Source organism: Devosia psychrophila, from assembly GCF_000971275.1.
Taxonomy (GTDB): Bacteria; Pseudomonadota; Alphaproteobacteria; order Rhizobiales; family Devosiaceae; genus Devosia; species Devosia psychrophila.
This window is the reverse complement of the sequence record NZ_LAPV01000092.1, coordinates 1-11823: the sequence shown is the minus strand read 5'-3', so window position 1 is coordinate 11823 and position 11823 is coordinate 1. Positions and strand designations below refer to the sequence as shown.

The 11823-nt window shown below is 61.3% G+C and carries 11 protein-coding genes and 1 pseudogene; all 12 read left to right on the top strand.

Annotation, left to right across the window (positions count from 1 at the left end):
• Positions 1–2: 2 nt before the first annotated feature.
• Positions 3–1052, top strand: coding sequence for a sugar ABC transporter substrate-binding protein (locus WH91_RS08370; RefSeq protein ID WP_052952683.1), 1050 nt, complete (start codon positions 3–5; stop codon positions 1050–1052).
• 14 nt (positions 1053–1066) lie between these two features.
• A complete protein-coding gene (locus WH91_RS08365) occupies positions 1067–1900 on the top strand; it encodes a cyclase family protein (protein WP_144408357.1) in 834 nt (277 codons plus the stop codon).
• Between the two features lie 8 nt (positions 1901–1908).
• A complete protein-coding gene (locus WH91_RS08360) occupies positions 1909–2754 on the top strand; it encodes an SDR family NAD(P)-dependent oxidoreductase (RefSeq protein ID WP_046170553.1) in 846 nt (281 codons plus the stop codon).
• A 10-nt stretch (positions 2755–2764) separates the two neighbouring features.
• On the top strand, positions 2765–4051 hold the full coding sequence (locus tag WH91_RS08355) for a ribulose-bisphosphate carboxylase large subunit family protein (protein WP_046170552.1): 1287 nt from the start codon (positions 2765–2767) through the stop codon (positions 4049–4051).
• A gap of 2 nt (positions 4052–4053) precedes the next feature.
• Positions 4054–5436, top strand: a complete 1383-nt coding sequence (locus tag WH91_RS08350; protein WP_046170551.1) for a four-carbon acid sugar kinase family protein — start codon at positions 4054–4056, stop codon at positions 5434–5436.
• Positions 5437–5461: 25 nt separating this feature from the next.
• Positions 5462–6259: an SDR family NAD(P)-dependent oxidoreductase gene (locus WH91_RS08345; protein ID WP_046170550.1), complete on the top strand. Its 798-nt coding sequence runs from the start codon at positions 5462–5464 to the stop codon at positions 6257–6259.
• Complete coding sequence (locus WH91_RS08340) at positions 6256–7182, top strand: glutathione S-transferase family protein (protein WP_046170549.1); 927 nt, start codon at positions 6256–6258, stop codon at positions 7180–7182. Before WH91_RS08345 ends, WH91_RS08340 begins: the two co-directional genes overlap by 4 nt.
• A gap of 14 nt (positions 7183–7196) precedes the next feature.
• Complete coding sequence (locus tag WH91_RS08335; RefSeq protein WP_046170548.1) at positions 7197–8234, top strand: aldo/keto reductase; 1038 nt, start codon at positions 7197–7199, stop codon at positions 8232–8234.
• Positions 8231–9244 carry an aldo/keto reductase gene (locus WH91_RS08330; RefSeq protein ID WP_046170547.1) on the top strand — a complete coding sequence of 338 codons (1014 nt, stop codon included), beginning with the start codon at positions 8231–8233 and terminating at the stop codon, positions 9242–9244. The genes WH91_RS08335 and WH91_RS08330 overlap by 4 nt, the downstream gene beginning before the upstream one ends.
• A gap of 11 nt (positions 9245–9255) precedes the next feature.
• Entirely contained in the window at positions 9256–10176 is a 921-nt protein-coding gene (locus WH91_RS08325; RefSeq protein ID WP_046170546.1) for a glutathione S-transferase family protein, read from the top strand.
• A gap of 228 nt (positions 10177–10404) precedes the next feature.
• Positions 10405–11063: pseudogene (locus WH91_RS08320) on the top strand (IS630 family transposase); the annotation flags it as partial.
• 93 nt (positions 11064–11156) lie between these two features.
• Positions 11157–11823: IS5/IS1182 family transposase (locus tag WH91_RS08315; protein WP_046170544.1), on the top strand; the 667-nt coding region annotated here is incomplete at its 3' end.

Here is an 11823-nt window from a genome sequence, read left to right as displayed (position 1 = left end):
ACATGTCTGAAAATACATACGCCGCAAAAGAGCTTGGCGGGGCAACTCGCCGACAGGTCTTGGGAGGCGCTGCCGCTGCCCTGCTCGCAGCCATGGTTGGGTTTAAGGCCGTTTACGCCCAAGACAAGACGCTCAAAGTCGGCCTGATCATGCCGAACTACGACCAACTGCGCTGGCGCAATGCCGACCAGGCCTTCTTCGAAAAAGAAGCGGCTTTGCTGGGCATCGAGGTGCTTGCGCAATCGTCCGAAGCCAACGAAGCCCTGCAGGCCAGTCAGGTCGAAAACATGCTGACCCAGGGCATCGACATCCTGGTATTGACGCCGGTCAATGCTAACGCAGCGGCAGGCCTGGTTCGCAAGGCTACGGCTGCGGGCGTGCCGGTAATCAACTACAACTTCCTCATCGACCAAGCCGATGTAGTTTGTTTTCTGGGCCGCGACGCTGTCGAAATGGGCGAGAAGATTGCCCAGGCTGCCGTCGAGGCACACCCGACCGGCAATTACATCATCGCCGCTGGCGAAGAAAGCACCAGCGTCGCCCGCGAAACGCGCCAAGGCTATATCAACGTCCTGCAGCCTTTTCTCGACAAGGGCGACATTAAGCTCGTGTCCGACCAGTTCAACAAGAACTGGTCCACGGACACCGCGCGTGCCCAGGTCGAGAACGCGCTGACCAAAAACAACAACGATGTCGCCGTCGTGCTCTGCGGCAATGACGGGACGGCTTATGGCGCCATCCAGGCACTGCAGGCTCAGGGGCTTGGTGGCAAGGTCTGGGTCAACGGCATCGATGCGGAGCCGCGCGCACAGGAGTTAATTACGGAGGGCTTGATGGCGCTCTCCAACTTCACAGCCTTCGACCAGATGGGCGTTGAAGCGGCAAAAGCTGCAGTCGCCGTTGGTAGTGGGCAGCCGATCGCTTCCAATGCCGTCGTCAATAACGGCGCCAAGGACATTCCCTGGATCAAGATTCTCAACTTCAACGTCAGCAAGGATAATCTCGAGCAGTCCGCCAAGGATTATCCATGGTGGTTTGCCGCTAAGAGCTAAATCCGCTGGGCGGCTTGTGGACCTATCCAAGCCGCCCTTCTCATTTGCGATCCTGTACCCTCACCTTACTGGAGCTACCCATGTCGTTAAACCCCGGCGCCTTTACGGCCCATGATCAGGGGCTTGCTTCTCAACTCGGTGCAGCGCTTCGCAGTATGCGGATGGTCGATCTTTCCCCCACGCTCGAGCGCGGCATTCCCAACTGGCCAATGCACCCACCCCTGGTCATCGACAAAGCGCGGGAGGTCGAACGCGACGGCTACTATTGCCAATATCTGATGATCTCGGAGCATACCGGAACCCATGTCGACGCGCCGGTGCACTTTCATCCGGACCTGGCTATGTCAATCGACACCTTTCCTGCCGACAAGCTGATCGCACCTGCTGTGCTTTATGATTTTTCGGAACACAACCTGCAGCCAGGCGACCTGCTGACGCTTGACATGGTGCTTGCTTATGAAGAGGCCAGGGGCGTGCAGGTGGGGCGAGGGGAAATCGCGCTCGTCAATTTCGGCTGGATGCAGCGCTACTGGCGCACCGACAGCCAAAGTACCTGGTTCGTGAAGAACTCGCCGGGCATCCGCGAAGACGCCATTATCCATTTCAAGGAGCGCGGCATTCGCGCCATTGGCTGCGATACTGTTGCTTGCGACATGGCGGTGATTGACGGGGTAGGCCAGGAAACCACCGGCCACACCACTCACTGGCTGCCGAACGGCATCCTGATCATCGAAATGCTGACCAATCTCGAAAAGCTGTCGCTGCGCAGCCTGTTCGTCGCCACCCCACTCAAAATCAAGGAAGGGTCGGGTTCGCCGATCCGTCCGCTAGCTTTTTGCGAAGATTGAGACCAGCCATGAACTCTCCACTCAAGCCCGCCGACGCATCCTCATCCGAAATACCGGTCGGTCGTGGCCGGATGGAAAACAAGATCGTCCTCCTGTTCGGCGCCGGCAGCGTCGGGGAAGGCTGGGGCAACGGCAAGGCCACATCTGTCGCCTATGCTCGCGAGGGCGCCACGCTGATTGCCGTGGATCGTGACAAGGCGGCGGCCGACAATACGGCGTCGATCATTCATGCCCTGGGCGGACGCGTGGCCAGTTACGCCGCTGACGTCACCGACTCGCAATCGGTCAAGGCGGTCGTAGACCAGGTGATGGCCGAACATGGCCGCATCGACGTGCTGCACAACAATGTCGGCACCACAATCATGGGCGGTCCGGTCGAACTGACGGAAGCGGAGTGGCACACGGTCCTCAACGTCAACCTGACCAGCGCCTTCCTGACCTGCAAGCACGTGCTGCCCGGCATGGCCGAACGCGGCAAGGGCGCAATTATCAACATCTCCTCGATCGCGGCGATCCGCTACACCGGATATCCGTATTCCGCCTATTATGCCGCCAAGGCCGGCATCAACCAGTTCACCGTCGGGCTGGCTCTGCAATATGCCCGGCAGGGCATAAGGGTGAATGCCATCATGCCCGGCCTGATGAACACGCCGCTCATCTATCAGCAGATCAGCGGCCAGTATGCCGACCCAGAAGCCATGGCCCAGGCGCGGCATGACGCGACGCCCATGGGTCGCATGGGCACTGGCTGGGACATCGCGGCGGCATCCGTGTTCCTGGCGTCGGACGAAGCCAACTATATCACCGGCGTCTGCCTGCCGGTCGATGGTGGCCTGACCTGCAAGGCGGCCTGAGGAAACGAGCATGAGTTCAGTAGCATCTCGGCGGCGCGACTTTACTGCGCGCTATCTGGTCGAAAGCTTTGAGCCGATCGAAAAGGCCGCCGAGGTCATTGCAGGCGAGCAATCCTCCGGCACGTTCCTGCAGTTGCCCGGCGAGACGGCTGACCTCAAACAGCGCTCTCGCGCCCGCGTCGTTTCTGTCGAATTGCTTGAGGATCGCGCGACTCCGTCCTTGCCCAATGCCTTTGCAGATCGAAAGGGCACCACCGGACCTTATCACCGGGGCATCGTTGAGGTCAGTTTTCCCATCGACAATGTCGGGCCGAACCTGCCCAACCTCTACGCCACCATTGCTGGCAATCTGTTTGAACTGGGCGACGTGACCGGCCTGCGGGTGCTCGATCTCGATCTTCCCGACGAATATACCGCCCAGTTTCCGGGCCCTGCTTTTGGCGCGGACGGAACGCGCTCGGTGACCCAGGTATATGGCCGACCGGTCATCGGCACCATCATCAAGCCGAGCATCGGGCTTTCGCCAGAGGACACGGCGGCCCTCGTCGATACGCTGTGCGCTGCAGACATCGACTTCATCAAGGACGACGAGCTGATGGGCAACCCGCCCTATGCGCCGCTCGAAGCGCGGGTCAAGGCGGTGATGAAGGTAGTCAACCGCCACGCCGACCGCATGGGCCGCAAGGTAATGGTAGCGTTCAATATCTCGGACGATATCGACGCGATGCGCCGACACCATGATCTGGTGGTCAGGGAAGGGGGCACCTGCGTCATGGCCAGCGTCAACTGGACCGGTCCGGCAGCCATCACCGCCCTGCGGCGCCATTCCGAAGTGCCGATCCACGGCCATCGCAACGGCTTTGGCATGATGAACCGCGACCCCGCGCTGGGCCTCGATTTCCGCGTCTATCAGAAGCTCTGGCGCCTCGCCGGCATCGATCAGTTGCATGTCAACGGGCTCAAAAGCAAATTCTGGGAAGGCGACGAAAGCGTGATCGCTTCGGCCAAGGCCTGCATGGAGCCATTTGCCGGCAGCAAGCCGATCATGCCGGTTTTCTCTTCGGGCCAGACGGCGGCACAGCCTCCCGCCACTTATGCGGCGCTGCAATCGACCGACCTGATGTTTCTCGCCGGCGGTGGCATTATCGGTCATCCCTCCGGTCCTAAAGCGGGTGTGCAGAGCCTTGTGGAAGCATGGCAGGCGGCAGTCGAAGGCGTTGATTTGACCGAATATGCCCACTCGCGGCCAGCATTGCGTGAAGCGTTGGCGGCTTTCGGTGGACGGGGCAGGGGTTGAGCATGGCGAAAGCTCCGCTAATCGCATTTTATGGTGACGACTTTACCGGATCGACCGATGCGCTGGAGTCGCTGGCCGCCGCCGGGCTCAAGGCCCTACTGTTTACTGGCGTGCCATCGCCCGAACTGCTGGCACGGTTCGAGGGGCTCGAGGCGATTGGCATTGCCGGGTCGAGCCGCGGCATGACGCCGGATGAAATGGCAGCGGTGATGCCCGGCGTGATCGAGGCGCTCAAAGCGACGGGCGCGCCGATCCTTCACTACAAGGTCTGCTCGACCTTTGACTCGTCTCCGTCGATCGGATCGTTCGGGCGGGTCATGGATATCGCCAAGCGTATACTGGGTCCGGCGACGATCCCCATCGTCGTAGGCGCGCCCAATCTGGGCCGTTATTCGTTGTTCGGGACCTTGTTTGCCCGCCACAACGTCGACAATACGGTCCACCGCATCGACCGGCACCCCACCATGAGCGTGCATCCGACAACGCCGATGCGCGAGGCCGACATGCGCCGCCACATCGGCCTGCAGACCAGCCTGACGATCGGCCTGCTCCCCGCGCCGGCCATCGCCGGAAGCTCCGGCAAGGCCATCGCCGCGCTCGATGCAGCCTTGGCGCTATCGCCCGATGCGCTGCTGATCGACATTGCCGACGAAGCAGGCGAAGCCGCAGTGGGCATGATCCTCGAAACGCTGTCCCTACGCGCGCCGCCGCTTTTTGTGGTGGGATCATCGGGCGTCCAATACGCCATGGTTGCCCGCTGGCGAGAGGACCGCAGGCTGCCCGAAGCGGCAGTAATTCATAGGGCCCGTCCGGTCGATCGCCTCTTGGCTATTTCGGGCTCGTGTTCCCCGGCAACCGGTGCACAGATTCGCCAGTCGGTTAGGGACGGCTTTGACCAGATCGCACTCGACCCCGTCGCCATCCTGACCGAACGGGAAAATGGACCGGCAGTCCAGGACGCGGTGACACGCTCGGTGGCGCTGCTTGAAAGCGGGCAAAGCGTCGTCGTTCATTCCTCGACCGGCAATGATGACCCGCGCGAAGCGCTGGTCGCTGCTCATTTTGCTCGCCTCGGCGTGTCTAAACAGGATGGCCGCCTGCAAGGGGGGCGAATGCTGGCGCATGCCGCCGGGCTTATTCTGGCCCAGGTGCTGGATCGTGTCCCGCTTTCGCGTTTCCTCGTGGCGGGCGGCGATACGTCGACAACCGCCATTAAGCTGCTGGGCCTCGATGCGCTCGAAATGGTGGCGCCTCTGGCGCCCGGCGCGCCGCTCTGCCGCATCCTCGCGCCTGGACGCGCGCTCGATGGCACGGAAGTCGTGCTCAAGGGCGGCCAGATGGGCGGCCCAAGCTATTTTTCGCAAGTCAAGGACGGGCGGCTCTAGCCGGCCCGATCAGAAAGTCAGCATCATGAAACTCCAAGGCAAGGTCGCAGTCGTCACCGGTTCAGCGCGCGGCATCGGCTGTGCGATCGCCGAGGCCATGGCCCGCGAGGGCGCACTGGTCGTCATCACCGATCGCGATATCGATGAGGCAAACCGCACCGCCGCCCGCATAGGCACCAGCGCCATCGCCATCGGCGCGGATGTGTCAAAACCTGAGGAGATCGAGGCACTGTTCGAGCAGACCACGAGCCGGCTCGGCAAGGTCGACATCCTCGTCAACAATGCTGGCATCGGCGTGGCGCGGCTGGTCGTGGACATCGCGCTCGATGAATGGGAGCGCATCATCCGCATCAACCTGACGGGGGCGTTCCTGTGCAGCCAGCAAGCCGCGCGTCGCATGATCGCGCAGGGCCACGGCGGCAAGATTATCAACATCGTGTCCCTTTCTGGTCAAAAGGGTGGCGTCGGCCGCTCTGCTTATGGTGCCTCCAAGGCCGGCCTTGAAGTGCTCAACAAGATCATGGCGGTCGAATTCGCCGACAGCGGCATCACCGTCAATGCGATCGCGCCGGGGCCGATCATGACCGAAACCGGCAAGGCCATGCACACCCAGGAAACGGTGGACGCCTACCATCGCCTGATACCGCAGCGCCGCTATGGTGAACCGGCCGAAATCGCTTCCGCCGCTGTCTTTCTCGCATCGGATGACGCCTCCTACATCACCGGCCATACGCTCAACGTCGATGGCGGATTCCTGGCGGCTGGTCTGATGTTTCCCTTCGATCCATCCAAGGACAAGCCAATCGGGGCAACCGGCCAATGAGCGATCCGGCAGAGCTCATTCTGCACCATTATTCGACGTCCACGTTTTCCGAGCGGGTAAGGCTGGCGATGGGTCTCAAAGGCTTACGCTATCGATCGGTCGCGATTCCGCGCGCCATGCCCAAACCTGATTTGCTGCCGCTGACCGGGGGCTACCGCCGCACGCCGGTGTTACAGATCGGCGCCGATATCTGGTGTGACACGCTGCTGATCCTGCGCAAGCTAGAAACATTGCATCCGTCACCAAGCCTTTATCCCAACGGCGACGCATCGCTGGTGAGGGCGCTGGTCTGGTGGGCCGACAAGTCGATTTTCCCCCACGCTCTGGGCGTAGTTGCCACTACGGTCGGGCATTCTATCCCGCCCGATTTCGTTGCCGAGCGCAAAGCCTTCGGTTTCCCCCTCGCTCCATCCGATGTCGGCCCGGTGGTTTACCGTCATCTTCAGCAAGGAGCGACGCACCTGGGCTGGCTTGCCGAAATGCTGGGTGACGGACGCCCTTTTCTTATGGGGGAATATCCAAGCGCATTCGACTTTGCCGCTTATGGGCCATTGTGGCTGCTCAAGAACCAGGGCGGCGCAGAAGCGGAAAGGAGGTTTGTGCTGGCCGGCCTGGAGCAATGGTATGACCATGTGAGGGCCATAGGCCATGGCCGGCCGGAAGTAATGACCGCGCAGGACGCTCTGGACGTCGCGAGTAAGGCCGAGCCGATGACTACCGTAATTCTCGCTGATGCTGATCCGTCCGGTCTCGAACTCGGCACAACGGTGACCGTCACGCCTGACGATACTGGCCGCGATCCGGTGCATGGCACGCTGGTCAGTGCCGATGCGCAGGAACTGGTGATCAGCACGGCCAATGGTCGCGTCGGCACGGTTCACCTGCACTTTCCCCGCGCCGGATTTGACGTGGTCGCACGATGAACGGAAACCAGCAGATGCAGTATCGACGACTGGGGCGCAGCGGCCTCGATGTGTCCCGCCTATGCCTTGGCACTATGATGTTTGGTGGGCGCACCGACGCTGCCGAAGCCGCCCGGATCGTGGCGCATGCCAAGTCGGCCGGCGTCAACTTCATCGATACCGCCGACCAGTACAACGCTGGCGGATCCGAAACCGTGGTTGGCCAGACCATTCGAAAGGACCGGGCAGACTGGATCCTAGCCACCAAGGCGGGCAACCCGATGGGGCCGGGCCGCAACGACCGTGGCCTGTCGCGGCGCTGGCTGTCGATGGCCTGCGACGCCAGTCTGCAACGACTGGGTACGGACTGGATCGACCTGTTTTATCTCCACGTCGAGGACCACGACACCCCGATCGAGGAAACCCTGCAGGCCGTGGACAGCCTGCTGCGCGCCGGCAAGATCCGCTATTTCGGCATCAGCAACTTTCGGGCCTGGCGCATCGCCGAAATCTGCCATCTCTGCGACCGCATGGGCATGGCGCGTCCAGTGGCGGGTCAGCCCTATTACAATGCGCTCAATCGCATGCCGGAGGTCGAAGTGCTGCCCGCCTGTGCGCATTATGGGCTTGGCGTTGTAAGCTACAGTCCGCTCGCTCGCGGCGTCCTCACCGCGAAATATCGGCCCGATCAGCCGGCTCCGGAAGGGTCCCGCGCGAGTGCCGGCGACAGCCGCATCATGGAAACCGAATGGCGTCCGGAATCGCTGGCGATCGCCCAGCAACTGGATGCGCATGCAAGGGAACGCGGGTTTGCCGCCGCCGATTTTGCCATCAGCTGGCTGCTGGCAAACCGGTTCGTGACCAGCGTCCTCGCAGGTCCGCGCACTCTCGAGCAGTGGACGGCCTATCTGCGGGGCCTCGACTATCCCTACGACGCCAGTGACGAAGCGTTGCTCAACGCGCTTGTCGCGGGCGGCCATCCCTCGACCCCGGGCTATAACGACCCCCGCTATCCCGTCGAAGGGCGTGCGGCCACTTACGCAACTGTTGCATCCCAGAAAGCCACGCCATGACATTTGCAAAGCGCATTATCGGCCGCACCGGCGTTGAAGTGACGACATTCGGCATGGGCGGCGGTCCGTTCGGCAATCTCATGGCGCCGATGGCCAACGCCGACGTGGCAAGCGTCATCGACGGCGCCTGGGATGCCGGCTTCCGCTACTTCGACACGGCGCCCGTCTATGGCTTCGGGTTGAGCGAACGTCGCGTCGGGATGGCATTGCGCGAATACCCCCGCGACGACGTGGTCATTTCCACCAAGGTGGGTCGCTTGTTGCACCCCGATCCGACCTGGCATCCATTCCGGACGATGTTTCCCGAGGCCGGTCCATTTCGTCCCGACTACGACTATTCCTACGCGGGCATCATGCGCTCGTTCGAGGACAGCCAGCAGCGGCTGGGTTTGGATCGTATCGATATCCTGTTCATGCACGATATCTCGCGTGAAACCCACGGCGAGGCTTTTGAAGGCCATTTCCAAATCGCCATGGATGGCGGCTACAAAGCCATGGAGGAGTTGCGCCGCAATGGTGACGTCAAGGCGATCGGCCTGGGCGTCAACGAATGGGAATGCTGCGACGCCGCCATGGACCATGGCCAATGGGACGTATTCCTGCTCGCGGCGCGATACACCCTGCTGGAGCAGGCCCCGCTCGACAGTTTCCTGCCGCGTTGCGAGCGCGAGGGCGTGTCCCTGGTCATAGGCGCGCCCTTCAATTCGGGCATTCTGGCCCGGGGCGCAGTCGAAGGCGCAACCTATGGCTATGGCGCGCCGACCGCCGAGGTCTTCGAGCGGGTGAAAGTCATCGAAGCCATCTGTCGGTCGCACGGCCTGCCGATTGCCACTGCCGCCCTGCAGTTTCCGCTGCTCCATCCCAGCGTCGTCTCGGTCATTCCTGGCATGGCAACGCTCGACCAACTGCATTGGAACGTGGACCGCATGCGTCAAGCCGTGCCGGCCAGTTTGTGGAGCGACCTAAAGTCGGCGGGTCTGTTGCATCTGAACGCACCGCAGGGCCTCTGAGGACACATGCCATGAGCGACATCATCCTGCATCACTATCCTCTCTCCACCTTTTCTGAGAAGGCGCGCCTGGCCCTAGGTCTGAAGGGTCTTTCCTACCGCCATGTGATCGTGCCCGTTGTCAGCCCCAAGCCCGACCAAGTGGCGCTGACCGGTGGTTACCGGCGGGCTCCGGTCATGCAGATCGGCGCCGACATCTACTGCGACACACATCTGATCCTGCGAAAGCTCGAAGAACTTGTCCCCACCCCCAGCCTGTTTCCGAATGGCAGCGAGGGCGAGGCAACGGCGCTGTCATGGTGGGCTGAGCGCTACGTCTTCATGCCTGCCCTCGGGTTTATCGCCAACGTCAACAGCGACCTGTATCCGGACGATTTTGCCGCTGAACGGAAGGATTTCGGTTACCTGTTGGGCAAAAAGGAGGTTGCGCCGCTGTTCAACCGTTACGTGCAACAATTTGTGGGGCACACGGTGTGGCTGAAATCCATCCTTGCCGACGGGCGGCCTTACATGCTTGGTGACGATATCAGCGCTGCTGACCTTGCAGCCTATCCATCCATTTGGTTCCTCCGCAAGTGGGGACCTGCCGAGGCGCAACAGTGGCTCGACATAGCGTCCTTGTTGCCTTGGGTAGGCCGTGTGGCTGCTGTGGGTTACGGCAACCCCACCGAAATCAATGCCGAGGTGGCCCTCGAAGTCGCCAGGTCCTCAACTCCGGCTATGCTCAGCATCGATCCTGACCGCGACCCTACAGGCCTCAAGGCAGGCATGAAAGTAACCGTAACTCCCGATGATGTCGGACGCGATCCAGTGGTAGGCATGCTCCTCGGCGCCGACAATCAGGAAGTCATCATTCAGCGAACGGACCCGCGTGCGGGCACAGTCAACATCCACTTCCCCCGCGTCGGATATGACGTCGTCGAAGTGCCATAGGCCGGCAAAGTGACTGTCAAGGCATTGGGCAATACCAACCCATCCATTCCGGCGGGCGGATATATTAACCAGCTCTCCCAGCAAAGTCTGCCGGAATGGTCTCAAAATTGCGTCGCCTTTGTCGGGTGTGAATAGGCGCGTGGTTTGGGTGCCGATCGGCACAGCAAGCCATTGAAATTTCAATCATCGGCGGGGTCACATGATGGCTCTGACGCGCAGGGTGCGTTTCTCAAAAAACTCGGCTTTTCGCATATGAGCGCGCGGCCTCAACATCCCGGTCAGGATGCCGGGGTCATCTCGGCATTTAGAAAAACTTCCCGCGAGCACTGAAAGCCCATATTGGCCACCTTCCCAGGGGCCGGCCGATAGAAATCTGGTTCCAGGACGAGGCCCGCATCGGCCAGAAAAATGGCGTCGCCCGCCTGTGGGCGAAGCGTGGCACGCGTCCCCGACAACCTGCTGATCAGCGCTATCAGAACGCCTATCTGTTCGGCGCCATCTGTCCGGCCAAAGGGAAGGGTGCCGGACTGGCTCTGCCCTATGCCGATACCTTCGCCATGCAACTGCACATCGAAGAGATCAGCCGGCATGTCCAAAGGGGCGCCCATGCAGTGCTGCTGCTCGATCGGGCTGGGTGGCACACCACGGCCAATCTTGCCGTGCCCAAGAACATGACGCTGATCTTCCTACCTTCGCGATCGCCCGAACTAAACCCGGTCGAAAACGTCTGGCAGTACCTACGCCAGAACTGGCTCTCCAATCAGGTTTTTGACACCTACGACGCCATCATCGATGCCGCTTGTCAGGCATGGCGAAATCTCGTCGACCAGCCGACAACCATAACATCGATCGGCATGCGTGAATGGGCACACACCGGTCAATCGTGAGCGCCGTTGGTATTATGAGACCTGTGCGCGGGTGTCTGGACTGGCTTGTCGAACTGTAATTCCCTCAATCTGGCCAATTGATTGGGGGATGCGATGTCACGTCGGCACATTGGTCGGGAAAAGTTCGGCTTTGCCGTTGATCGCGGTCCGCATTGCTCTTTGGATAAGCTTGCCAGGCTGATTGACTGGGTGCCGGTCGATCATTGCCTTTACGTGATTTCCTGCGCTGCGAAGGGCGAGCCAGCCTGGCCGCCAATAGCCTTGTTCAAGGCGATACTGCTGTCGATCTGGTACGATTTGTCCGACGTGAAGCTCGCCGAGGCGCTTGACGACAGAGGATCGTTCCGGCGGTTCTGCGGGTTCTCGACTCAAGAGACGACGCCGGAGCGAACAGCTTTCGTACGTTTTCGAAAAGCCCTTGTGGCCCATGGTCTGGACAAGACCCTGGTCGACGAGATCACCGGCCAGCTCAAGGCCCAGGCGATCCACGTGAAGACCGGTACTCTTGTCGATGCGACGATCATCGCCTCAGCCAGCCAGGATGATGAAGAGGGCAATTGGGTCAAGCATAAGGGCCGACCGGCTGTTCATGGCTTCAAGGTCCATGTCGGCGCTGACGCTGATACGGCCCTGGTCGAGGAGATCGCCGTCACGCCCGCCAACATCAACGACGGCAAGGCCGGTCCTGATACTCTACCCGACAATCCCGGCGAGGTGTTTGCCGACAGCGCCTATTGCGGCAACCATTTCGGCGACGCGG

Coding starts and splice junctions, on each gene's coding strand:
- WH91_RS08370 (WP_052952683.1), top strand. CDS start 3: ATGTCTGAAAATACATACGCCGCAAAAGAGCTTGGCGGGGCAACTCGC.
- WH91_RS08360 (WP_046170553.1), top strand. CDS start 1,909: ATGAACTCTCCACTCAAGCCCGCCGACGCATCCTCATCCGAAATACCG.
- WH91_RS08355 (WP_046170552.1), top strand. CDS start 2,765: ATGAGTTCAGTAGCATCTCGGCGGCGCGACTTTACTGCGCGCTATCTG.
- WH91_RS08350 (WP_046170551.1), top strand. CDS start 4,054: ATGGCGAAAGCTCCGCTAATCGCATTTTATGGTGACGACTTTACCGGA.
- WH91_RS08345 (WP_046170550.1), top strand. CDS start 5,462: ATGAAACTCCAAGGCAAGGTCGCAGTCGTCACCGGTTCAGCGCGCGGC.
- WH91_RS08340 (WP_046170549.1), top strand. CDS start 6,256: ATGAGCGATCCGGCAGAGCTCATTCTGCACCATTATTCGACGTCCACG.
- WH91_RS08335 (WP_046170548.1), top strand. CDS start 7,197: ATGCAGTATCGACGACTGGGGCGCAGCGGCCTCGATGTGTCCCGCCTA.
- WH91_RS08330 (WP_046170547.1), top strand. CDS start 8,231: ATGACATTTGCAAAGCGCATTATCGGCCGCACCGGCGTTGAAGTGACG.
- WH91_RS08325 (WP_046170546.1), top strand. CDS start 9,256: ATGAGCGACATCATCCTGCATCACTATCCTCTCTCCACCTTTTCTGAG.